Origin of the sequence: Roseinatronobacter monicus (assembly GCF_006716865.1) — a bacterium.
Classification (GTDB): domain Bacteria; phylum Pseudomonadota; class Alphaproteobacteria; order Rhodobacterales; family Rhodobacteraceae; genus Roseinatronobacter; species Roseinatronobacter monicus.
This window is the reverse complement of record NZ_VFPT01000001.1, coordinates 3,045,914-3,069,794: the sequence shown is the minus strand read 5'-3', so window position 1 is coordinate 3,069,794 and position 23,881 is coordinate 3,045,914. Positions and strand designations below refer to the sequence as shown.

Annotated in this window: 20 protein-coding genes; 11 read left to right on the top strand and 9 right to left on the bottom strand. The window is 61.5% G+C overall.

All coding sequences use genetic code 11. The features are described from left to right. Nucleotides 1–20: 20 nt before the first annotated feature. The 5 genes from BD293_RS14640 to BD293_RS14620 all read left to right on the top strand — a co-directional run bounded on the left by BD293_RS14640 (nt 21) and on the right by BD293_RS14620 (nt 5,362). Entirely contained in the window at nt 21–992 is a 972-nt protein-coding gene (locus BD293_RS14640; RefSeq protein ID WP_142082906.1) for a TRAP transporter substrate-binding protein, read from the top strand. Next, nucleotides 958–1,611, top strand: coding sequence for a TRAP transporter small permease (locus BD293_RS14635; RefSeq protein WP_246086313.1), 654 nt, complete (start codon nt 958–960; stop codon nt 1,609–1,611). The genes BD293_RS14640 and BD293_RS14635 overlap by 35 nt, the downstream gene beginning before the upstream one ends. Then, a complete protein-coding gene (locus BD293_RS14630) occupies nt 1,611–2,915 on the top strand; it encodes a TRAP transporter large permease (protein ID WP_142082904.1) in 1,305 nt (434 codons plus the stop codon). Before BD293_RS14635 ends, BD293_RS14630 begins: the two co-directional genes overlap by 1 nt. Beyond that, entirely contained in the window at nt 2,885–3,442 is a 558-nt protein-coding gene (locus BD293_RS14625) for a winged helix DNA-binding protein (protein WP_211841036.1), read from the top strand. The genes BD293_RS14630 and BD293_RS14625 overlap by 31 nt, the downstream gene beginning before the upstream one ends. Nucleotides 3,443–3,574: 132 nt before the next feature. After that, entirely contained in the window at nt 3,575–5,362 is a 1,788-nt protein-coding gene (locus BD293_RS14620) for a gamma-glutamyltransferase family protein (protein WP_142082902.1), read from the top strand. 6 nt (nt 5,363–5,368) lie between these two features. Here BD293_RS14620 and BD293_RS14615 read toward each other — a convergent pair whose 3' ends face one another. The 7 genes from BD293_RS14615 to BD293_RS14585 form a co-directional block, all read right to left on the bottom strand. After that, on the bottom strand, nt 5,369–7,654 hold the full coding sequence (locus tag BD293_RS14615) for a dipeptide ABC transporter ATP-binding protein (RefSeq protein ID WP_211841035.1): 2,286 nt from the start codon (nt 7,652–7,654) through the stop codon (nt 5,369–5,371). After that, a complete protein-coding gene (locus BD293_RS14610; protein WP_142082900.1) occupies nt 7,651–9,369 on the bottom strand; it encodes an ABC transporter permease subunit in 1,719 nt (572 codons plus the stop codon). The genes BD293_RS14615 and BD293_RS14610 overlap by 4 nt, the downstream gene beginning before the upstream one ends. Beyond that, nucleotides 9,366–10,343 carry an ABC transporter permease gene (locus tag BD293_RS14605; protein ID WP_142082898.1) on the bottom strand — a complete coding sequence of 326 codons (978 nt, stop codon included), beginning with the start codon at nt 10,341–10,343 and terminating at the stop codon, nt 9,366–9,368. The genes BD293_RS14610 and BD293_RS14605 overlap by 4 nt, the downstream gene beginning before the upstream one ends. An 81-nt stretch (nt 10,344–10,424) precedes the next feature. After that, the gene (locus BD293_RS14600) at nt 10,425–12,023 is read right to left on the bottom strand and encodes an ABC transporter substrate-binding protein (RefSeq protein WP_211841034.1); all 1,599 of its coding nucleotides are present in this window, start codon (nt 12,021–12,023) and stop codon (nt 10,425–10,427) included. Nucleotides 12,024–12,336: 313 nt separating this feature from the next. Next, nucleotides 12,337–12,888 carry a fasciclin domain-containing protein gene (locus tag BD293_RS14595; protein WP_142082895.1) on the bottom strand — a complete coding sequence of 184 codons (552 nt, stop codon included), beginning with the start codon at nt 12,886–12,888 and terminating at the stop codon, nt 12,337–12,339. A 115-nt stretch (nt 12,889–13,003) separates the two neighbouring features. Further along, on the bottom strand, nt 13,004–13,702 hold the full coding sequence (locus BD293_RS14590) for an anti-sigma factor (RefSeq protein ID WP_170207153.1): 699 nt from the start codon (nt 13,700–13,702) through the stop codon (nt 13,004–13,006). Continuing rightward, nucleotides 13,699–14,277 carry a sigma-70 family RNA polymerase sigma factor gene (locus BD293_RS14585; protein ID WP_342781403.1) on the bottom strand — a complete coding sequence of 193 codons (579 nt, stop codon included), beginning with the start codon at nt 14,275–14,277 and terminating at the stop codon, nt 13,699–13,701. The genes BD293_RS14590 and BD293_RS14585 overlap by 4 nt, the downstream gene beginning before the upstream one ends. Nucleotides 14,278–14,545: 268 nt before the next feature. On the opposite strand from BD293_RS14585, the gene BD293_RS14580 reads away from it, so the two are divergent. Then, nucleotides 14,546–15,319 carry a DUF4394 domain-containing protein gene (locus tag BD293_RS14580; RefSeq protein ID WP_142082887.1) on the top strand — a complete coding sequence of 258 codons (774 nt, stop codon included), beginning with the start codon at nt 14,546–14,548 and terminating at the stop codon, nt 15,317–15,319. Nucleotides 15,320–15,482: 163 nt separating this feature from the next. Here the strand turns inward: BD293_RS14580 and BD293_RS14575 are convergent, their stop codons facing one another. Beyond that, nucleotides 15,483–16,460, bottom strand: coding sequence for a serine hydrolase domain-containing protein (locus tag BD293_RS14575; protein WP_142082883.1), 978 nt, complete (start codon nt 16,458–16,460; stop codon nt 15,483–15,485). Nucleotides 16,461–16,798: 338 nt separating this feature from the next. Here BD293_RS14575 and BD293_RS14570 point away from each other — a divergent pair, with 338 nt between their 5' ends. From BD293_RS14570 to BD293_RS14555, 4 genes are all read left to right on the top strand, one after another. Next, complete coding sequence (locus tag BD293_RS14570) at nt 16,799–18,178, top strand: TolC family protein (protein WP_170207152.1); 1,380 nt, start codon at nt 16,799–16,801, stop codon at nt 18,176–18,178. Then, nucleotides 18,175–20,343, top strand: coding sequence for a type I secretion system permease/ATPase (locus BD293_RS14565; protein WP_142082878.1), 2,169 nt, complete (start codon nt 18,175–18,177; stop codon nt 20,341–20,343). Before BD293_RS14570 ends, BD293_RS14565 begins: the two co-directional genes overlap by 4 nt. Further along, nucleotides 20,327–21,637 carry an HlyD family type I secretion periplasmic adaptor subunit gene (locus BD293_RS14560; RefSeq protein ID WP_142082875.1) on the top strand — a complete coding sequence of 437 codons (1,311 nt, stop codon included), beginning with the start codon at nt 20,327–20,329 and terminating at the stop codon, nt 21,635–21,637. Before BD293_RS14565 ends, BD293_RS14560 begins: the two co-directional genes overlap by 17 nt. A gap of 83 nt (nt 21,638–21,720) precedes the next feature. Further along, nucleotides 21,721–22,185 carry a RidA family protein gene (locus BD293_RS14555; RefSeq protein WP_142082873.1) on the top strand — a complete coding sequence of 155 codons (465 nt, stop codon included), beginning with the start codon at nt 21,721–21,723 and terminating at the stop codon, nt 22,183–22,185. A gap of 37 nt (nt 22,186–22,222) precedes the next feature. Here the strand turns inward: BD293_RS14555 and BD293_RS14550 are convergent, their stop codons facing one another. Further along, nucleotides 22,223–22,837 carry a TetR/AcrR family transcriptional regulator gene (locus BD293_RS14550; protein ID WP_142082871.1) on the bottom strand — a complete coding sequence of 205 codons (615 nt, stop codon included), beginning with the start codon at nt 22,835–22,837 and terminating at the stop codon, nt 22,223–22,225. A 97-nt stretch (nt 22,838–22,934) separates the two neighbouring features. On the opposite strand from BD293_RS14550, the gene BD293_RS14545 reads away from it, so the two are divergent. Beyond that, nucleotides 22,935–23,864 (top strand): AEC family transporter, encoded by a 930-nt coding sequence (locus BD293_RS14545; RefSeq protein ID WP_142082869.1) that lies wholly within the window; start codon nt 22,935–22,937, stop codon nt 23,862–23,864. Nucleotides 23,865–23,881 lie beyond the last annotated feature (17 nt).

Here is a 23,881-nt window from a genome sequence, read left to right as displayed (position 1 = left end):
CTGAAACAGGGAGTTTTGAAATGACACTTCGCTTCAATATCGCCGCTGCGGCAGTCGCGCTGGCCGCGTCGCCCGCATTTGCCCAGACAGCGTGGGATATGCCGACACCTTACGGCGATGCCGTTTTCCACACGCAAAACATTACAGCCTTCGCCGATGACATCCGCGAGGCAACTGACGGTGCGCTGGATATTACGGTGCATTCCGCAGGCTCGCTGTTCGCGCATGGCCAGATCAAGGATTCTGTGCGGCGCGGTTTGGCACCGATTGGCGAGATCCTGATGTCCCAGCTTGTGAATGAAAACCCCGTTTTCGGTGTCGACAGCATCCCTTTCCTTGCCGCCAGCTATGACGAGGCCGAGGCGTTGTGGGACGCATCGCGCGACGCGGTGTCAGAGGCGTTGGAAGCGCAAGGGCTGACATTGCTGTTCTCGGTGCCGTGGCCCGGCCAATCGCTGTTCCTGCGCGAAGAAGTGACCGAGCCTGCGCAGCTTCAGGGTGTCACGTTCCGCGCCTATAACAACGCAACAGAACGCATGGCGCAACTTTTGGGCATGATACCGACACAGGTGGAAGCAGGCGATATTCCGACTGCCTTTAGCACCGGGCGGGTGGCGTCGATGATTACATCGCCCTCAACCGGGGTGTCGTCGCAGGCATGGGATTACACCAGCCATTACATTGATGTGCAGGCATGGTTGCCAAAGAACATGGTTTTCGTGAACAGTTCTGCGCTGGACGCCCTGTCGGATGACGAGCGCGACGCCGTCCTTGCGGCAGCAGAGGCCGCAGAGGCACGCGGGTGGGAGATGTCGCGCGCCGAGACGGACACACAGATTGCAGCGCTGGAAGAGGCGGGCATGGTCGTGATGCAACCCTCTGACGCCCTGTCCGCGCGTCTGTCCGAGATTGGCGAGACGATGGCCGCCGAATGGATGGACGAGGCCGGAGACACCGGTGCCGCCGTTCTGGACGCATTCCGCGCCGAATAAGCACGCCAGTCAGGCAGGGCCACGCGCCCTGCCTTTGTCTTTCACCGCAAAATTGGGGGCGCAGATGCGCAAGGCCTTGGACGGAGTATATGCCGGTGCGCTGGCGCTTGCGTGCCTGTCAATGGTGGCGATTGCCACGCTTGTTCTGGTGCAAATCCTTGGTCGTGTGCTCGACCGCGCGCTATATCTTATGGGCGCAACGCCGATCGGCTTTACCATCCCGTCATTGTCGGATTTCGGGGGGTTCTTGTTCGTAGCGGCGGCAACGCTGGCGCTGCCTGCCACGCTTCGGGCTGGCGGGCATGTGCGGGTCAGTCTGTTGCTGACCATAGGCGGGCCAATGGTCCAACGCGGTCTGGGCATTCTGGTGCTGCTGGCCGCCTTGGCGCTGTCGGGGTTCGCGGCTTGGAACTCTGGCGCACAAGCCCTCGATTCGTGGCGCTTCAATTCGGTGTCTTTCGGCATGGTGCGTGTCCCCTTGTGGATACCCCAAGGCGTCATGACACTGGGCTTTGTGCTGCTGCTGGTCGCATTGCTGGACGAGTTGGTCACAGCCCTGCGCGGGGGTGACACATCCTTTCAGCGTGCCGAGAAAGCACGCAGCACCGGGGGGCACTGATGGACCTGCTTACCCTGTCGATCATTCTTGTCATCACGCTGTTCGGGTTCTTGCTGGCGGGGCTGTGGGTCGGATTTTCGCTGATGGCGGTGGCCTTTGTGGCGATGGAACTGACCCGCCCCGGCCTTGCGGGCGCGGTGTTTGCGACCAAGGTTTGGGGGTCGTTGAATGTCTGGGATCTGACGGCGCTGCCCATGTTCATCTGGATGGGTGAAATCCTGTTCCGCTCGCGCTTGTCGTCGGACCTGTTCCGGGGGCTGTCCCCGTTTACGCGCCGCCTGCCGGGGGGGCTGCTACATGCCAATATTCTGGGCTGCGCGCTGTTTGCGGCGGTGTCCGGTTCTTCCGCTGCGACCACGGCCACCGTGGGGCGCATGTCCCTGCCAGAGTTGAAGAAGCGCGGCTATGATTCCGACATCTCTATCGGCACACTGGCCGGTGCGGGCACCTTCGGGTTTCTGATCCCGCCCTCGATCATCCTGATCGTTTACGGGGCCGCGACCGAGCAAAGCATCGCGCGATTGTTTCTCGCGGGGGTGCTGCCGGGGCTGATGCTGGCGTCGCTTTTCGCGGGCTATGTCATGCTGTGGTCGGTGTTCAACCGCGACAAGCTGCCCGCACCCGAACCTGCGCCAAGCTGGGCCGTGCGCTGGGACGCGCTCAAGGCACTCGGCCCAACCGTGGCGCTGATCTTTGCTGTCATCGGCTCGATCTATGCTGGACTTGCCTCGCCGACCGAGGCGGCGGTGATCGGCGTTGTTGGCGCGCTGTTGATCTCTGGCCTCTCAGGCGGGCTGGACCGGGGCAGCGCTGTCGACAGTCTGCGCGGGGCTGCGATGACCACCTGCATGATTGCCTTTATCCTTGCGGGCGCGTCTTTTCTGACGGTTGCCATGGGCTATACCGGCATTCCGCGTCTTCTGGCCCAGTGGATCGGGGCGCAAGGCTATTCGCAATTCGCCCTGCTGGCCGCATTGCTGGTGTTTTTCATCATTCTTGGCTTCTTTCTCGATGGGATCTCGATTGTGGTGCTGACCACATCGGTCATTCTGCCTATGGTTATGGCCGCAGGCATTGACCCGATCTGGTTCGGCATCTTTCTGGTGCTGGTGGTCGAGATGAGTCAGATCACCCCGCCTGTGGGCTTTAACCTGTTCGTGCTGCAATCCATTACGGGGCGCGGCATTTTTCAGATCGCGCGCATGGCGCTGCCCTTCTTTCTGATCCTTGTCCTTGCGACTGCGATCCTGTCCATATTCCCGGAGATTGCCCTATGGCTGCCGAACACGATGCTGAACCGATAGATACCTCCCGCCCGATCATTCCCGATATCGGGCCGGTGGTCAGCTCTGCGCATCTGGCAAATTCTTCCTTGCCCGCCTTGTCCGAGGTGGAGTTTGCCCTGACCATGGCAAATAACGCCTTTCACCGCTGGATGGTGCGCTGTATGACCGCCGCCGGTATGCCGGGCCTGTCGCCGTTGGAGGTGCTTATCGTGCATCTGGTCAACCACCGCGCGCGGCCCAAGACTTTGGCCGATATCTGCCTTGTCTTGAATATAGAAGACACGCATCTGGCCAATTACGCCATCAAGAAGCTGGAATCGCACAAGCTGGTCAAGACAGGGCGCAATGGCAAAGAAAAATCTGTGGCGATAACGCAAAAGGGCGCGGAACTCTGCATCCGATATGCTGACATCCGAGAGGCATTGGTCGTACGTGCAGCCCGGCAGATGGGCCACGACCCAGCCGATCTTAGCCGTATGGCCGCGATGATGCGGGCCTTGTCCGGGGCCTATGATCAAGCGGCGCGGGCGGCTGCTGCATTGTGATGTGCGGGCGCGGCAAGAAAAGCCGGGGGGCGGTGACAATCGCATCTGCTTGCTGCATGTTGGGCCTTACCGCAACCTGACCCGACGCAGCCGCGCGCTGTCATCTGAACTGCACAAGGAATACCCGCCCCCATGACCAGCTTTACAACGCGTCCTGAAATTCTTGGCACCTTTGGTGTCGTCACTTCGACCCATTGGATTGCCTCTAGTGTCGGGATGGCGATGTTGGAGCGTGGCGGGAACGCCTTTGACGCGGCGGTGGCTGCCGGTCTGGTGCTGCAAGTGGTAGAGCCGCATCTGAACGGACCAGCGGGCGACTTGCCTGCAATCTTGTGGTCGGCGCAAGCACAGCGCGCTGATGTGATTTGCGCACAAGGCCCAGCCCCCGCAGGCGCGACCATCGCGCATTACCGCGCGCAGGGCTTGCGGCATGTGCCCGGCGACGGGTTGATGGCGACGGTTATTCCCGGCGCGTGGGACGGTTGGATGCTGATGTTGCGCGATTACGGGCGTCTGCCCCTGCGCGATGTTCTGGAACCGGCAATTCACTATTGCAGCGCAGGCCATCCCTGCCTGCCGCGCGTTGCCGATACACTGGCCGGGCTGGCCGATTTTTTCCGCGACAACTGGCCAAGTTCCTATGACGCATGGCTGCCCGGTGGCAAAGCGCCCGTTGCGGGACAGTTGCTGCGCAACCCCGCCCTTGCCCGCACCTACACGCGCATCCTGTCCGAGGCAGAATCCTTCAAGTCCCGCGATGCCCAGATCGAGGCGGCGCGCGATGCCTTGTATCGCGGCTTCGTGGCAGAGGAGATGGACACGTGGCTGGCCCGCCAGGAATTGCCCGACAGCGAGGGCAACATGCAGCGGTCCGTGCTGAATGCGGCTGATATGGCGGGCTACCGCGCGCAGATCGAAGCGCCGGTCTGGGGCAGTCACCGCGACTGGGACATTGCGAAATGTGGGCCATGGACGCAAGGGCCGGTGCTGCTGCAATCGCTCGCCCTGCTGCGGGGCATGGACCTGCATGCGCTGGACCCGCATGGGGCCGAATTCATCCATCTGGTCACAGAGGCGATGAAACTCGCCTATACCGACCGCGAGGTCTATCTGGCGGACCCGAATTTCACCGATGTGCCGCTGCAAGACTTGCTGTCTGAAGAGTATAACACCGCGCGCCGCGCGCTTATCGGCACGCAAGCCAGTCTTGACCTGAACCCCGGCACTGTGTCGGGGTTCGAGGGGCAGCGCAGCGCCATGCTGGCCGCACTGGAACGCCTGAGCAGCACCGATGGTGCGGTCTATGAACCGACAATGGCCCATCTGGCGCGCAAGCGCGGCGACACCGTGCATCTGGATGTCATCGACGCCGAGGGCAACATGGTCGCGGCCACCCCTTCGGGCGGCTGGCTGCAAAGCGCGCCCACGATCCCGTCCTTGGGCTTTTGCCTGAATTCACGCGCGCAGATGTTCTGGCTGGAAGAGGGGTTGCCCGGATCACTGGCCCCCGGAAAACGCCCGCGCACCACGCTGTCGCCCAGTTTTGCGATGCAAAACGGACAGCCGCGCATGGTGTTCGGTACACCGGGCGGCGACCAGCAGGACCAGTGGCAACTGATATTCTTCCTGTATCACGCGGAATTCGGCATGGGGGTGCAAAAGGCCCTTGATGCGCCGCTGTTTCATTCGACCCATTTTCCCGCCAGCTTCTACCCGCGATCACGCAGCCCCGGCCAGATCATGGTCGAGGACACATTCGGCCCGCAGGTCATCGCTGATTTGCGCGCGCGCGACCATGATGTGCAGACCGCGCCACCGATGAGCATCGGGCGACTGACGGCGGCGGCGAAGGATGCCGACGGGCTGTTGCGCGCAGGCGCGTCGCCGCGCCTGATGCAGGCTTATGCTGTGGGCCGGTAAGGCGCGCTATTCAGGATAGAGTACGCAAGCGACCTCATGCCCTTCGGCAATCTTGCGCCGTTTGGGCGAGGGGTGGCTGGCAAACTGCACCACCAGCGCATCGCCTGCCTCCTCCACCGTCGCGGCCTCGGCCAGTGACGCAGGGCGCGCGGCCAGCACCTCGGCCAGTTGCGCACGTGCCGCCGTGACACCGTTGGGCGCGGGAATGCGCACCGCCAATTCGTCGCGTTCCGGCACACCCAGCGCGTCGCGGTTGCGTTTCTCCAGATCCCATTCGGCAAGGGCGGCAATCACGTCGCGCCCTTCCCAGCCGCAGGTAACCGTCGCCAAAGGGCAGCGGTTATGGAACCGGCAGCCGTTGGGAATATCACTTGCAGACGGGATTTCCCCTGCCGATTCCAGCGGGGGTTTTTCCACGCTTGGGTCCGGCTCGGGCGAGGCATCGAGCAGCAGTTGCGTATAGGGGTGGCGGCGCTCGGCGATGACCTTCTCCGTGGGGCCAACCTCGACAATTTCACCCAGATACATGATCGCGGTGCGGTCGGCGACATAGCGGATCGTCGGCAGGTCATGGCTGACATAGACGAAAGAAATGCCCAACTCGTCACGGAAATGGCGCATCAGGTTCAACACGCCTGCGCGGATGGACACATCCAGCATCGACACCGGCTCATCCGCGATAATAAATCGCGGCTCCAGCACGATGGCGCGGGCGATGGCGACGCGCTGGCGCTGCCCGCCCGACAATTCATGCGGAAAACGCTCCATATAGGTCTCGGCAGGTTTCAGGCCTGCGCGTTCCAGCGATTGCACCACCAATTCGCGCCGCTTGGCCCCTTTGGCAAGGCCATGAATGGTCAGCGGTTCGCCCACGATATCCTGAATGGTAAAGCGCGGGTTCAGCGTCTGGTAGGGGTCTTGAAACACCATCTGCGCGCGGCGGCGGAAAGCCTTGAGCGCGGCCCCTTTCAGGGGTGCAATATCCTCGCCCTCGGACACGATGCGCCCGGCGGTGGGGTCTTGCAACCGCACCAGCATTTCGCCCGTCGTCGTTTTGCCCGAGCCGGATTCACCTGCCAGCCCCAGAATCTCACCTTCTTGCAAAGTCAGATCAATCCCGTCCACCGCGTGAACGGAAGATTCGGATTTGCCGAAAAACCCGCCCGGAATCGGGAAATGCTTGACCAGCCCTTCGACCTGCAAGACCTCTGCACTTTCTTTGTGTTCGCGGCGGGTGACGCTGGTAACTTCTTCATTCAGGCGCTGGCCGACCTTGGCCCATGCGTCATTGGTGGCGGCGACACGGCGGAATTCCTCAACCCGGTCGGGGTAATGACAGGCCGCATAGCGCCCGGGTCCAACCTCGTGCTGTGCGGGGTCTTCGGCAATGCAACGCTCGGTCGCAAAGGGGCAGCGTTCGGCAAAGCGACAGCCCTTGGGCGGGTCCAGCAGATTGGGCGGTGTGCCGGGAATGGAGATCAATTCGCGCTGCGCGCCTTCCAGTGTGGGGAACGCATTTGTCAGCCCCATCGTATAGGGATGGAAGGGCTGGCCGAACACCTGCCGCACCGGCCCGGTTTCCATGATCTTGCCGCCATACATCACCGCCACGCGGTCGCAGGTCTGCACCACAACGGAAATATCATGTGTGATGAACATCAGCGCCATGCCACGCTCGCGTCGCTGCTTTGCCAGCCGCGACAGGATTTGCGCCTGTGTCACCACATCGAGCGCGGTGGTCGGTTCATCTGCGATCAGCAGTTGCGGCTGAAGCGCCATCGCCATGGCAATGACAGCGCGCTGTTTCATGCCGCCCGACATCTCGTGCGGGTAGGCGCGCAGGCGCGACGGGTCCAGACCCACAGCGCGGAACAGATCCGCCGCCTGCGCCATCCCCTCGGCCTGATCTATCTTGATATGGGCTTGCATCGCCTCGACGATCTGATCGCCGACACGGTAGACCGGATCAAGCGCGTTCATCGCCGCCTGCGAAATCCACGCGATTTCCTTCCAGCGGACACGGCGCATATCCTCGCCTTGCAGCGGCACCAGATCACGGCCTGCGAAATCAATCACGCCGCGCGGGATTTCGCCATTGGGCGGCAGCAGCTTCAGCATGGCTTTGGCCGCTGTGGTTTTTCCGCAACCGGATTCGCCCACCAGCCCCAGCGCCTCGCCCGGCGCAATGGTGAAATCAATGCCGTCCACCGCTTGCACCGGCCCAGCACCAGTGCGGTAATGAATGGCCAGATCGCGCACATCCAGCAGGGTTTGTGGTGCCATATCCTTCATTGCCGCGCTCTCAATCTTGGGTTTGCGACCACTTCCAGCGACCGCGAGATGAAAAAGACCGACAGCACTGTGGTCATGATAAGAATGCCCGGCGGCAGGTTCCACCACCACGCGGTGCGCCACGCACCCGACAGCCGCGCATCATGCAAGATGCCGCCCCAGCTAATGGATTGCGGTGGGCCAAGCCCAAGGAAGGACAGCGTCGCCTCGGCAATGATGGACACGCCGACGATAATGGCCAGTTCCAGAAACACCAGCGGCAGCACATTGGGGAAGATGTGCAGATACATGATCCGCAAATCGGACGCGCCTGCCACGCGTGCCGCCTTGACGAAAGGCCGTTCGCGCAAGCTGAGAACCTGTGAGCGGATCAACCGCGCGACTGTGCGCCATGTCAGCAAGCTGACCGCCAGAATGACGATCGTCAGGCTGGGCTGGAACAACAGCACCAAGATCAGTGCAAAGGGTTCAAACGGGATGCCATACATCACATCGACCGTGCGCATCAGGATCGTTTCGGTCCGCCCGCGATAATAGCCCGCAATCAGGCCGACATTTGTGCCGATCAGCACGACCAGCGTGGCCCCCAGAAAACCCACCAGCAGCGCGATCTGGCTGCCATGCACATTCTGGCTGAACAGATCACGGCCCAGATGGTCGGTGCCGAACCAATGCTCGCGCGAGGGGGGTGAAAGGCGGGTGACGAACCGGTCAGACCCCAGCGCCAGCCAGTCATCGCCCACCATCAGTAACGCGCGTAAATGGCGCTCGCTTTCGGTCGGCACAATCTGCCACGCGGCACCGTCCCATTCCATGATGATGCCATTGCGCCCTGCGGCAACCGCGCGCCCGTCATCGCCAATCCAACCGGCGCGCAGCGCGCGGGTGTCGGGTGCAGGGTCCGTGACCCAATCGCCATCTGCACTGTCGCGCCGCAACAGCGTGCCGCGTTCGCCCACGACCAGCGCGGCCCCGTCCGGCGCGATATGGATATGGTTCAGATCGCGGCTGGAGCCGATGCGTTCCAGCTCTGCCGCTCCGGTCTCAGGGTCATAGCGGATGGCCAGCCCCCGCTCGCCCACGATCATCGCGGTGCCGTCTGCATCCAGTGCGACAGCGTTCAGCGGAAAGCCGCGCCCAACGGGGCTGTCGATTTCGGAAAACGTGCCTGCGGCGGCATCCAGCAGCCAGATTTCTTCATTCGCGCCAACAATCAGCGCGCGTTCCGTGTCCAGCCATTTGACGCCGCGCAAATCCGCTTCTGGCGCAGGCACAAGTTGCCAGTCGGCACCTGTGCCCAGCAGGATCGTGCCTTGCGTGCCAGCCACGACCGCACGCCCGTCCGCATTCAGATCGACCGCATTGAGGTCGGCCTCGGTTGCAACGTCAATGCGTGTCCAGTCACCTGTGTCAGCCCGCGTCCAGACTGTGCCGCTGCGCCCGACAATGATGGACTGATCGCCGCGTTGTGCGGCGTCATTCAGGGCCAGCGGACCAAGACTTTCGCGCAATTCCCAAGCGTCCGCCCCCCGCGCCAGAACCGAGCCATCCTCGATTTCATTGATATGGCGCGGGTCATGGGGCGACAGCACCGGCGCAAACAGCGCCATGGCAACAATCACCCCCAGCACGCACATGCCGATCACGGCCAGCCGGTCTTGCATCATCAGCCGCAGCGGCCCCATAGCCGCGCGTAAAATCGGGGGAAGGGTCATCGGAAGCTCACCCTTGGGTCAAGTGTGGTATACAAAATGTCGACCAGCAGGTTCAGTGTAATCACGAACGCCGCCATGATCAGGAAACTGGCTTGCGCCAGTGGAAAGTCGGATGTGCGCACGGCGTTTAGAATTTCGCGGCCCAAACCGGGCCATGAAAACACCACCTCGACCACCACCTGCCCGCCAGCGGCCAGCCCGATGGTCACGGCCAGTTGCGTCACAACCGGCAAAAGTGCGTTGCGCGCTGCGTGTTTATACAGAATGTCGCGTTCCTGCAGGCCTTTGGCGCGGGCCATCTCAATGAAATCCTCGCCGTAAACTTCCAGCATCGTGTTGCGCATAATCAGCAGCGGCGAGCCGAGATAATACAGCGCCACGATCAACACGGGCAAAATTGCGTGCCACAAGAAATCGAGCGTGAAAATCTTGTCCAGAAATCCGTCTGCGTCATAGGGCAGCGTGCGCATACCGGACGTCGGGAAGATCGACAGCCCCACGCCGAAAACAAGGATCGCAATCATGCCTGTCCAGAACATCGGCGCAGAGCGGAACATCAGGCCCACGAAAATGCCCACTGTGTCCGTGCGCGACCCGCGCCGCCATGACAGCCATGCACCCAAGGGCACACCGATGCCATAAGCCAGCACAATCGCGGCCAGCATCAGGATCATGGTATTGCCCAGCCGTTCCCAGACGATTTCTGAAACCGGTGCGCGGTAGCTGAAAGAGGTGCCAAATTCGCCCTGTACGGCATTGGTCAGAAACAGCACATATTGCCGCCAAAGCGGGTCTTCCAGCCCGAACTGCGCGCGCACAGCGGCGCGCTGTTCGGCATTCAGCCCTTCGGTGATCAGCGCCGCGGTCGGGTCTGGCAGGCCCATGCGGAACAGGAAAAACAGGATCGTCGCAATAATCCAAAGCGAGAATATCGCCTGAATGACGCGTTTGATCAGATAGGTGCGGCGTGTCATTGCCTGAACTTTCTGCGCGGGCTTGAAAAAATCTGCCCTGCCGCATCGTACTGCGGCAGGGCATTGGGGGCATTGGCAGGATCAGCGCTGCAAGTGGCCTTCGCTGTCCCAGCTATAACCAGCCTCTTCCAGCTCTGCGCGGGCGGCGTCCATGTCATACTCGAACCGCTCGACAAAGGGGTTGTGCCAATAGGCATTGACCGGTGCGACCACAGTGGTGCCCACCTCGCCGCGCCCGTCCAGCAGCACATTGACCATCCGCTCGCGGTCCATTGCCATTGTCAGCGCACGCCGCACGGCGCGATCATCGAAGGGTTCGCGGCGCAGATTGTAGGTCATGTGGAAATAGCCGAAATCAGGCACCGATACGACGGTCAGGTCGTCATTGCCTTCGGCCAGCGGGATCTGCCCCGGCTCCATCCGCCAAGCGGTCATGTCGATCTCGCCGGTCTGGAGTGCAGTGAACACACCTTCCGCATCGGCGAAGATCTGGAACTCTACGCCATCCACGGAAATCTCGTCCGCATGGAAATGGTCGCGGTTTGTGGTCAGCGACATGAATTCGCCGCGATCATAGCGCTCGAACGCGAAGGGGCCGGACCCGACAGTCGGAATCTGTTCTGGTGTCAGGTCTTGCGGGTTGTCGATTTCCGACCAGATATGCGCAGGCAGGATCGGGATCTGGCTGAGTGTGATGGTCGCAAAGGGTGCAGAGGGTTCCGACAGATTAAAACGCACTGTCCGATCGCCTGTCACCTCGACCGACTCAATGGGCGCGAGATAGGAATTGAAGTAGCTATACTCGCTGTCCATGTAGTAGTTGAAGGTAAAAGCGATATCTTCTGCGGTCAGCGGCTCTCCGTCATGGAAGGTCATGCCTTCGCGCAGGGTCACTTCAATCGTGACATCATCGACAGGATCGACGCGTTCAGCCGCCCAAGGCACAGGCTCTACATCGGGGGACAGGCGCACCAGACGGTCATAATACATGCGCATCCACTTCCAACCCCAAACAGAGGTCGAGGCAAGCGGGTTGATATTGTCCGGCTCCTGTGGGCCACCGATGCGCAGGGTGGTGCGGTCGCCTACGGGTTCTGCCTCCATCGGCACCCATTCGGAATACAGGCCTTCGCCTGCCATCGCGTTCATATTGGTGAATTGGGTGTTGTTATAGGCCACCACTTCATCGCGGTGAAACAGCACCACGACCGGTACGTCGCCCATATACACATCTTGCATCTCATGGACGAGGTCGCGGCGCGCCTCGATGTCGAACTCGGCCCCCTGTGCGTCATAGAGCGCATCATAATCCGGGTTGTCATATCCACCGGGGTTGTTGGCGCCCAATTCGGCCTGACGGCTGTCCAGCGTGCCAAGGAAGAATTGCGGGTCCAGCCGGTCCACGCGGCCTGACCAGCCCAGAATGGTCGCGTCGAAATCCTGTTCCGAATAGAAACGGTCCAGCAGGGTGCTGAATTCCATCGGCCGCACCGATACATCCAGCCCTAGTTCGCGCCATGCTTCGGCGATGATAAACGCGCCTTCATAGCGGATCGGGTCATAGGATTCAGTGGTGGTGAAAATCTCGACTGGCGCGACGCGTTCTTGTGCGATCGCGGGTGCCGAAACCCCGACCAGTGCCAGCATCGATGTGCCGGCGAGCATATATTTCCGTGTCACAAGCTTCTCCCCGTGGTTGTCTGATTTTTTGACGCTGCATTTGGCGCGGGGTCTTGGACAGGCACGGTATTACGCATGTTCACAAATCGTCAACCCTTTGGCGGGCATTCTTTCGCGCTCTGGCTTGGGCAAAGTCGCATCATCAGGCCTGCTGAATCGCCTTGTTTCAAATGCATGTTCGGAAAATTGGCTGCTTGATAATGGGAGGGTGGTTTAGGAAAAATTCTGACCCGCGCACAGGTGTCAGTGCCGCTGGCCTTCTTGCAGGACACAACCGGGCATTGAAATGCCCGGTTGGCCAGCCGTCGCCCGATCAGCGTGGCAATAGAACACTATCAACAACGTGAATGACGCCGTTGGACTGGTTAACATCGCTGATCGTGACTCTTCCGGCATTCCCTGACTGGTCATAAATCCACAGGCTGCGCCCCCGCACCTGCGCGCTAAGCGGTGCGCCCGACAATGTCTGCATGTGGAAAAATCCGTCACCGCTGGCCCGCGCGCGGCGCATGATTTCAGCGCCTGTCAGATTTCCCGCAACCACATGCGAGGTCAGAATGCGTTGCAGCATTTCACGGTTTTCCGGCTGCACAAGTGTTTCGACCGTGCCCGGCGGCAAGGCGTCAAAGGCAGCGTTGACAGGCGCAAAGACGGTCATCGGGCCGGGGCCTTGCAGGGCGTCCACCAGTTCCGCCGCCTGCACAGCGGCCACCAGCGTCGTGTGATTGGCCGAATTGACGGCATTCTCGACGATATTGCGTTCGGCCAGCATCGGCGCGCCGCCAACCATCGGGTTTCCCATCGCCAGCGCAGGCGCAAGGCCCAGCGTGATCGCAAACGCAGTTGTCTTGAGTGTTCTGAACATGTCTTTCTCCGTGTTGTGTGCCGGGCGCTTACTGCGGCCCATGCAACAAAAGACGGAAAGCCAGTTCTGAAAGTTTCACACCCAAGACACGCCATAATCACGAGAGCGTGATCGCCTAGGCTTCGTCCAGCGGGGCGGCGGCCAGGACCGGGCCGGTGGGGGTTTCTTCGGGTGAGCCGCCCTCTGGCTCCAGACTGATGGCAAGGGTCAACCCCGAGGTCAGCACTGTCTGAAGCTGTGTCACCGGATCGCGCAGCAAGCCAAGCGAGCGCGGAACGCCTGTGTCATCAATCACCCACAACTCATAGTCCTGCCCTTGCGGTGCATCCGTGCCAACAGCCCGCGTCACTTCGAGCAGGCCAGCGCTGCCATCCCAGCGGGCGGCAAAACGCAGATCGACATTTTCCGCCGCAAGATCAGCCTGCAAGATGACAGGTGCGGGCGCAGGCGGCGACAGGGTGACGACAAAAAACACGATGGCCGCAATCATCACAGTGGCAAAAGCGCCGCCGCGCAGCCCCCACGAGAACCAGCGCGAACGCGGTGCAGGTGCGGCTTCGGCAGGCTTGCCGAACAGGTGCTCTTCAATCTGCGGCATCAGGTCGGGGGGCGGCATGGCCTCATAGGCAGCATTCATCGTGCCCAGCCGGATTTCCCATGCTCTGACGCGACCGGCAAAGACACCGTCCACCTCGGCGCGGTCACGCGCAAGGCGGCGGTCCTCGGCTGGCAGTGTGCCAAGGACATATTCGGCGGCCAGCAGCTCGTCCTGCTCCTCGGGGCCGAATTCTTCGGGAGGGGTCTGATCGGTCATCGGTCCAGACACTCCTTCAGGCGCAACAGGCTGCGACGCAACCATGTCCGCATTGTATTGAGTGGCACGCCGAACCGTTCTGCAAGCTCCTGATAGGAATGTCCTTCCAGATAAGCGCCCTGCACTGCGGCGGCACGATCTGGTTCCAATTCGCCAAAACACTCGACGGCGCGCCGGGCGTTCCCTTCGATTTGCATACGGTCCTCGGCGGCCAGACCGGGTGCGGCAAGCCGCGCCAGCGGGTCGTCATCGGGATTGTCGCCATAGGCCACAACCCGCGACATGCCGCGCGCTTCGGGCCGGGCACGCAACCGGTCAAGGGCCACGTTGCGCGCAATCGCGACCAACCAGCCCATGCCGTTGCCCCGCGCGCCATCGAATTGTACGGCACGTTGCCACACTCTGATATAAACATCTTGCAAAGCATCCTCAACCTCGGCCCTGTCCCTAAGCATACGGGTCAGAACACCTGTGAGTTTCGCGGCGCTGTGCTTATACACCTCTCGAAAGGCGGCCCTGTCCTGTCGGGCAACCTTTTGAAGGAGTTGGGTCGTCGCATCTTCGGTCAAGCACACACCTGCTTTGTTGGTGCGCCAAGCTGACTGTGAAGCACAAGCCGTGTCAACCTGAAAAATCTGGTGTCAGATGCGCAGTTTGTGACTGTGACGACGCCCTCCATGCGGCGTTGCGCAAGCGTAGACTGCGTCCAGCCCCTCCAAGGCAGGTGCAAGCTGGGTGCACCCCTCACGAAAGCGTTATGGGCGCTTTGAAACTTTTGGGACAGCGCCCCGTCCTTACTGGGGACCGGCGCGAATATGCCGGCTTGAAAATGGAGAGAAAGATATGATGAAGTTCACCATTCCCGCTGCCTTGTTGTCTGCGCTTGCGTTGCCTGCCTATGCCGATACGGCAATCGGTCTGGCCGGAGATCGGACCCTTGCGGTGATTGATCTGTCCACCGGTGAAGTGACCGGCATGACCGAAATCGATTATGACGGGCGCATTCATGGTATCGACTACCGTCCTGCGACCAACAGCCTGATTGCTGTTACAGACGAGTTTGCCGTGGTCGAGATTGACCCCGAAACAGGCGCTTGGTCGCTGATCGTCGAAATGGACACGCCGATGGACATTGAAGAGGGTGCGGCGGTCATCGTCGACATCAATCCAGTGCCCGATGCGCTGCGTTTCATGTCCGGCACCACCAATCACCGGATCAAGCTGTCCAGCGGTGAAGTTATGATCGACGGTGATCTGACCTTCACGGATGGCACCGAGGGCACGCCGATGGTCGGCGGTACGGCCTATAGCAATTCCTTTGGCAGCCCGGAGTCGACTGCGATGTATAACATCGACACCGAGCGCGCCGCCTTGCTGCAACAGACCGCGCCAAATGACGGCGACAACGCGATGATCGGCGAACTGGGCGTCATGTTTGACGGGCCAATCGCCTTTGACATCGTGACGGATGCAGAGGGCATGAACACCGCGTGGCTGTCCGCAAACGGTGCGTTGCACATGATCTCGCTGGACGATGGCTCGATCATGGACAGCTGGGAAATCGAAGGTCTGGATGTCACCTTGCGTGACCTGACCGTGATGACCGCCGCCGAGTGATTGCGTACGAGTAACTGGCCAGTTTGGGCCATTGGCATGCCGGGAACCCTGTTTCCGGCATGTTTTTATATGGTTAAGGGGCAGAATGCCTTGGTTTGAGTTTGGCGCGTTTGCACGGCGGCCCCTGATACTTGGGGCCGCGCGTGTGCGTTCTACCTGCGCGTCAGCCCGCCGCCAGAACAGGCCCGTCCAGCAGGCGCATCAGATCACCAAAATGCCCGTCCGAGCGCGCGGGCTGTGTGGGGTCCGAGGTGATCGCCACTGCAAGGTTGCGCCCTTCATGGGCGGCGATGATCTGGCCGCCATAGCCGCGCGCCAGCATATAGCCGCTGGGCGACAGGAACCAGCCATAGCCATAAGACAGCCCCGACCAAGGCGAGCGCACGCGCGCTCTGGCCGAGGCTGTGATCCAGTCTTCCGAAATAATCTGCGCGCCGTCAAATTGCCCTTTGTCGCGCAGCAGCATCGCAATTTTCAGCATATCCGTCGGGCGCAGCGCCATTTCATTGCCGCCCAGATAATAGCCTGCGGGGTCGCGGGTCCAAGGCGGGATTTCCATACCAAGGGGGCGGCCCAAACGGTCGCGCGCCTGTTCCAGCAGGCTGAGTTGCGTTGCCTTCACCAGTGCCGCGCCAAGAATATGGGTGGTGCCGGTGGAATACAGCATCTGTGCGCCGGGATCGCTGACCATTGGCCGGGTCATCGCATCGGCCAGCCAGTCGCGGGAACTGACCCATCTGCCGTAATTGGCCCCTGATGTGCGCTCCAGCCCTGCGCGCAAGGTGACAAGGTCTTCCATCGTGATTTCGGCCACGCCGGGTGTTGCATTTTGCGGCACGATTGCAGGCGCGACCTGTCCAAGCGCCGCGCGGACCGAAGGCACCTCGCCCCTGTCAATTGCAGCACCCAGCAGCAGGGCCACGACGCTTTTCGAGCAGGATTTGATATTGGCCAGACGGTCCAGACCGGGGCCGCGCGGGGCTTGGGCAAAGATCGTCTCGCCGCCGCGATTGATCTGCAACGAATGTAGTTGCGGCAGGCTGTCGATTGCTGCCTGTAGATCGTCCGTACTCGCGCGGGCAACCCACGGCGCACAGAGTGCAGCAGATGAGGTGATGATAAAGGTGCGGCGTGTTGTCATGCGTCATGTTTTAAGCGTCGGGCGCGAGAGGTCCAGTCTGTGACGCATCTGGCAGGGCGTAGAAACGCATTCGTGAAGTCATTAGATGCTTGCCGCGCGCCACTCCCGACATGCGCACCGGGTCTGTTTCAGCGCCGTGGCGGTCGGACTGCGCCAAAAAAACAACGCCCGCGTGAAAATCATAGCGCTAAAGGGGTGTTGGTTGGTGAAATAGCCTAGTAAGGTTTCAGTGAATTTTGGGATTCTGCCTGATGCTGCTGCGCCTTTTCTGCGTGGTTTTGGGGCGGTCCTGTCTAGACGATTTTGATATTTATTTGAGATATAAGGTAAATCCGGCCATGCATTCAGGCTATTCGCGCACCAGAATCGCTTTGTGCAACGGCTATGCCCTGAAACGACAGCTTGTGAGTGTGCTGGTTGGGACCGCGCTGCTTGGGGCCTGTACCGCCCGCCCTGATCTGGACGAGATCCGCGCCAGTTTTGACGCGCCGCCCGATATTCGGGCCGCGCGCGTGTCGCCCGATGTGGCGCGCAGCGCGTTTGGGCGGCAGGTGATGCAGGCTGTTGAAAGCCATCCGCAAATGGTGGCGTCCAGTGCGGGTGTGCGCGCCGCGCAGGCGCGCGCCGATGCCGAAGGGCGCGGGTTTTATCCGCGTATTTCACTGGGGGCGACCTTGGGCGCGATGGTGAACGGGGCGGTTAGCGGCAACAGCCTCAGTCCGGTGTTGCGGGTGATGCAACTGGTCTATGACGGGGGCGCATCAGCCAGCAGGCAGGTCGCCGCACAGGCCCGCGTGTTCGAGGAACGCGGCGGGCGACAGGAGGTGGCGGCCGCACTTGCACTCGATTCCGTTGCTGCATGGTATGATCTGCGTGCCGCGCGCGAGCGGGCGCGCATCGCCGCCGAGAATGTGCGCGCGCATCAACTTGTGCTTAATCAGGTGCAAGAGCGTTCGGATGCGGGGGCAGGGTCGGGCTCCGACGTGCTGACGGCGCGTGCGCGTCTGGCAACAGCACGCGCCCGCGCCGCAGAAGCCGATGCACGGGTCGAGCGCGCAGAATCCGGCTTTGGCGCAAGCTTCGGCCAGCGCCCCGGCAGCGATTTGTCAGAACCGCCCGCCGCGCCAAAACTGCCGCGCAGCTCGGATGATGAGCTGATTATGACCAGCCCGCGCATTCTGGGCATGGAGGCGCGGATTACCGCAGCGCAGGCCGATCTTGCGGTGGCAAAATCACAACGCTTCCCAGAGGTGCGCATTGATGGCAGCGCGCAGCGTGGCGGCAGTCGCGCCGAGATGGATGTCGTCTATGACCCCGGCGCACCCGGCAGCCAGCAAGCACGCATTCGCGCCGCCGAGGCGCAACTGGATGCGGTGCGCGCACAGCGCGAGGGGCTGGCGCGTGAGATTGCCCGCGCCTTGGCCGACCTGCGTTCTGACCAGCGCGCAGGTGCTGCACGCGTCGCCGCCGCGCGAGAGGCAGTCACCGCCAACCGCGCCACGGTCGATGCGTCGCGCGAGGAATTCTCCATCGGGCGGCGGTCGCTTCTGGGGCTGCTGGACGCGCAGCGTGACTTGTTCGAGGCAAGCGAAGTCCTGATCGCCGCTGAACGCGAGGTGGCGCTGTCGGGCTATGCCGCACTGGCCCTGACAGGCGACATTCTGGACGCATTCGCCATCACCCTGCCCAGCCCGACCGGCGATGAGGACGGCGCATGAACGAGGCGCGCAGACTTAACCTCGACGCGTCAACGCCCAGCGGCGGGGACAGCGATACGATGACCGCACTCGAAGCGTGCATGCTGTATGCCGCCGCCAGTCTGGACCGCCCCATCACCTTGGCGGCCCTGCAAGCCGCGCAATCGGGCGCGCAAGGCAGTGTGACGCTGCGCGATGCGATAACCGCGGCCGAGCGCGCGGGCATTCAGGCGGGGTTTGGCAAACGCGCCCTTAAGGATTTCGACACCAGCCTGACCCCCGCCATTCTGATACTCGACGAAGATCGCGCCGTCGTGCTGGAAGATGTGCTTGCGGACGGGCGGGTTGCCATTTTTGACCCCGCTTTGGGGCAGGGCGTGGGTGTGATTTCCCGCGACAAGCTGGAGGGGGTCTATACCGGCTATGCCCTGCTGATGCGCGCCGAGCACCGCGAAGATATCGCGCTGAATGCCACGGGGCGGCAGGGGCATTGGTTCTGGTCAACGCTTGCGGAAAACCGCTGGGCCTATAGTCAGGTTCTTCTGGCGGCAGTGCTGGCAAACTTTCTAAGCCTGTCCACATCGCTGTTCATCATGGTGGTCTATGACCGCGTTTTGCCCAATGAAGCGATTGAATCGCTGATCGCGCTGACGGTGGGTGTGGGGATCGCGCTGGTTTTCGATTTCCTGATAAAATCCTTGCGCGCGGGGTTCATCGACCGGGCAGGGCAGCGGGCCGATATGGTCATGGGGCGGCGCATCTTCGACCAGATTCTTGATTTGCAGATGCGCGCGCGCAAAGGCTCGACCGGGGCGCTGGCCAGCACCCTGCGCGAGTTCGAGACGTTGCGCGATTTCTTCACCTCAGCCACTTTGGTTGCCGTGGTGGACCTGCCGTTTATCCTGCTGTTTATCGGGGTGATCTACCTCATCGGTGGCCCGCTGGCGATTGTGCCCGCACTCGCGGTGCCGTTCGTGCTGATTATCGGCATTGCCGTGCAGCCCATCCTTGCGCGGCTGGCTGAGAAAAGCTTTGCCGACGGGCAATCCAAACAAGGGGTCTTGGTCGAAACCTTGTCGGGCCTTGAAACCATCAAGGCCGCGGGTGCGCAACGCCACATGCGCGCGCGCTGGGAAGATGCGATTGCGCGCCAGTCCGATCACGGATTGAAAAGCCGCGCTGTCACGCAATTTGCCATCAATGCCACCGCTTTCGCGCAACAAGGCGCGCAGGTGATGATCGTGTTCTATGGCGTGTTCCTGATTACAGCAGGCGAGGTCAGCATGGGCGCGCTGATCGCGGGCGTGATCCTGACAGGCCGCACATTGGCCCCGCTGGCGCAACTGGCGCAAACCCTGACGCGGTTCAATCAGGCGCGCACCTCTTACCGCAGTCTGGATGCGCTGATGAAGGCGGAAAGCGAGCGGCCAGAGGGCAAGGGCTGGATTTCGCGCCCCAAGCTGGATGGCGAGATCAAGTTCGACGGTGTCTCATTCGCTTATCCTGACCAGACTGTGGACGCGCTGCGCGATATTTCCTTCACCATCAAACCGGGCGAGAAAGTCGCCATTCTGGGCCGGATCGGGTCGGGCAAAAGCACGGTCGCGCGGCTGATGCTGGGCCTGTACCAGCCACGCGAAGGGGCGGTGCTGGTGGACGGGGTTGATATTCGGCAGATTGATCCGGGCGATTTGCGCCGCAATATGGGGTCAGTGCTGCAAGATATCTGGCTGTTCTCCGGCACTGTGCGCGAAAATATCGCCATTGGCGCAATGCACGCGCGCGATCACGAGATTATCGAGGCCGCGCGCATCGCAGGCGTCGAGGAATTCGTGCGCCGCCACCCTTCAGGCTATGACATGATGCTGGCCGAGCGCGGCGAAGGGCTGTCGGGCGGGCAGAAACAGGCGATCACGCTGGCCCGCGCCCTTCTGGGGCGGCGTCCGATCATGCTGATGGATGAGCCGACCTCCAGCATGGATGTTCAAAATGAAGCGGGCGTGATTGCGCGGCTGAAAACCGAAATGGCAGACCGCACATTGGTTATCGTCACCCACCGCACCAGCCTGCTGGAACTGGTGGACCGCGTGATCGTGATTGATCAGGGCCGTGTCGCGGCGGACGGGCCGAAATCCATTCTGGCGCGCGGTGGCGTGAAAGGGGGGAGTGATGGCACGCAGGCATGATCTGGACAGTCTGGCGCGCGAAATGCAGGGCCGCCAAAGCTGGCGCGGCAGCCTGCTGCTGGCGGTGATCCTGTTGTTCTTTCTGTCCGCCGGGGTCTGGGCCGCACGCACGGAAATTGACGATGTCACCCGCGCCGAAGGGCGCATCGTGCCCTCACGCGATTTGCAGCTTATTCAGGCGACAGAACCGGGTGTCTTGCAGGCCTTGCATGTGGTGGAGGGGGACATTGTCGAAGAAGGCCAGATATTGATGGAGCTGGATGGCACGCAACTCTCCAGCCAATTGGATCAGGAACAACAGCGCGCTTACGGCCTGATGTCCCGAATTGAACGGTTGCAGGCCGAGATTGACCGCGTTGATCTGGCCTTCGCGGATGTGCTGATCGCGCAGGCGCCTGCGGTCGTGCGGTCTGAAACCGCGCTGTATCATGCGCGGCGCGAAGAATTGGCGTCCGAGATCACGATCATGGAACGCCAGCGCGGCCAGCGGCAGGAACAATTTGCCGAAGGGCAGGTCGATCTGGAAACCGCACGCGAAACGCTGGTCATCCTGTCCGAAGAGCGCGCCATGATGGAACCGCTTGTCCGGCGTCGGGTGGAACCGGAAACCACCTTGCTGGAAATGCGCCGCCGCGAATCCGAGTGGCGCGGGCGCGAAACCCGCGCGCGCGCCAGTATCGCGCGGCTGCAAGGGGGCTTGGATGAAATAGATGACCAGATCAGCGCGTTGCGCGCGCGCGGTCGTGCTGCGGCGCTGTCTGATCTTGCGCTGGCCACGGCGGAACTGGCCGCGCTGGAACCCAGCCTGCCTGCCTTGCGCGACCGTGCCGACCGTGCCGCCATCCGTGCGCCCATGCGCGGCGTGGTCAACCGTATTCACCGCTCGACCCTTGGTAGCCTTGCGCGCCCCGGCGAAGATCTGATCGAGATTGTCCCGCTAGACGACACGCTGCTGGTCGAAGCCTATGTGCGGCCTGCCGATATTGCCTTTGTCTATCCCGGCCAGCCGGTCAAGGTGAAGGTCACGGCCTATGACTTCTCGCGCTATGGCAGTCTGAATGGCGAAATTACCCGCATCGGGGCCGATGCCGTCACGAGGTCCGAGCGCGACCCGGAGGAGTTTTTCGTCGTCCATGTCCGCACAGAAGACAGTTTTCTTGATCGTGATGGCGTGGTGGTTGAGGTGATGCCGGGTATGGTCACAGAAATCGACATGCTGTCGGGCCGCAAATCGGTGCTGGAATACCTGACCACACCAGTGGTGCGCGTGCGCGATCGTGCGTTTCGGGAATGACCTAATGAAAACCGGGGGGCTGGCCTTTTGCCTGTGATGTTGTGCATATTGGGGCGGAATTGACACCAGACAGGACAAAACCCATGAGTAATGCGATTGAACAGCGGCTTGCAGAGCTTGGCCTCAGCCTGCCAGATGCCCCGGCCCCGGCGGCCAATTACGTGCCCTTCGTCCAGAGCGGGTCACTGGTCTTTATCTCGGGCCAGATCAGTTCCGGGCCGGACGGGTTGATCTGCGGCAAGCTGGGCGCAGATCTGGGCGTCGATGAGGGCGTTGGCGCGGCGCGGGCCTGCGGATTGGCGCTGATTGCACAGTTGCGCACGGCTTGCGGCGGCGATCTGACGCGGTTGCGCCGTGTTGTGAAGCTGACAGGGTTTGTGAATTGCGCACCCGATTTCACGGATCAGCCCAAGGTGGTCAATGGCGCGTCTGATCTGATGGTCGCGGTATTCGGCGAAGCAGGCCGCCATGCCCGCGCTGCGGTTGGTGCACCGTCCTTGCCCTTGGGCGTCGCGGTCGAGATTGAGGGCATCTTCGAGATTGCCTGATCGGGCATGTGCTGCGGCACCGGACCCCGGATTTGGGTCAGGTGCCGTAGCGCGCCAGAAAGGTTTCAACCGCGCCGTTTACAATGCGCATCATCTCATCTTCTGAGAATTGGGTTTGCACCCCGCACAGAATCCGGTCGCATACGGTGCTTTGACAAAGCTGAAAAAACTGATCTGCCGCCAGGTCGATATCGTCAATCTGCAACTGTCCGCGCGCCTGAGCGCAACGCAGATAATCCCCAAGCCGCGCGCGCCCCAGTTCCGGCCCGCTTTCATAAAAGGCCTGCCCGATTTCAGGAAAACGGGGCGTTTCGGCCACACAAATGCGATACATCGCAATCGCAAAATCGGATGTCAGATAGGCCAGAAACCTGCGCGCAGCTTCGCGCAGCGCGATTTCGGGTGGTTTCGTGCCGGATAATTCAATCGCCGAATCCGCAAGGCGCAGAATTTCTGTGCGGTAAACTTCGGTGAAAAGCAGGCGTTTTTCGGGGAAATAGGCGTAAAGCGTGGCTTTTGATACAGCGGCCACGCGTGCGATTTCATCCACACTGGCACGTTCATAGCCCATCGCCACAAAGACTGTCCGCGCACCTTCGAGAACCTGCTCGTATTTGCGGCCTTGTCGGATGGCGGTGGCTGGTGCGTTCATGGCTCCCCCTTTTCAATTCACGATATAGCCTTGCGCAGCGAAGGAAAAGCCGCCCTCTATGGTGCGGCGCAGAATCGCATGTTAACACGTTCAGAACATGATCGAGATATTCCTTAAAACGCTTCCTTTCTTCGGGTTGATTGGTCTGGGCTTCGGCGCAGGCCGAACGGGATTTTTCCCGCCCGAGGCAACGGCCTATCTGACCAAATTCGTGTTCTATTTCGCCCTGTCCGCGATGTTGTTCGGCTTTGCCGCCAATCTGAGCATGGCCGATCTGCTGAACCCGCGCGCGGCGGCGGCCTATCTGTGGGCCTGCGCTGCACTGTATGTGCTGGTCATGGCGATTGCCTTTTTGCGACGTGCGCGGCTGGAAGAAGCCCTGATCGAGGCGCATTGCTCGGTCATCGGCAATACCGGATTTCTGGGCGTGCCGCTGCTGGTGGTGCTGCTGGGGCCGGACTCGGTGCCGATGGTTCTCCTGATCCTTACCATTGATCTGATCGTGTTCTCCTCGCTGTTTACCATCATCATAACGCTGTCGCGCGACGGGCGGGTGGATAGCGCCTTGCCGCGCAAATTGCTGGTCGCGGTGGCGAAAAACCCGATGGTGATGGCAATGGTGTTGGGGCTGGCATGGGCGGCAACAGGCTTTGCCATGCCCGGCATCGCCAATGATTTTCTGACCCTGCTGGGCGCTGCGGCCACGCCTTGCGCGCTGTTTGCCATCGGTGCCTCACTCGCCGATAAAAAGGTCGAGCGGCTGGCTGTCGTCAGTTGGCTGTCCTTTGGCAAGCTGGTGCTGCACCCCGCGCTGACCGCCTTTGCGGCCCTTGTGCTGTTCGGGGTTGATCCGCAATCGGCGGGCGTGCTGATCGCCGCCGCTGCCCTGCCTGTCGCGGGCAACGTCTTTATTCTGGCGCAGCATTACAATGCCGGGCCTGCGCGGGTCTCGGCCACTATCCTTGTCTCGACGCTGGTCAGCATTGCAACTGTGCCGGTTGTGATTGCATGGGTCACCAGCTTCTGACAGGTTTGCACAAAATC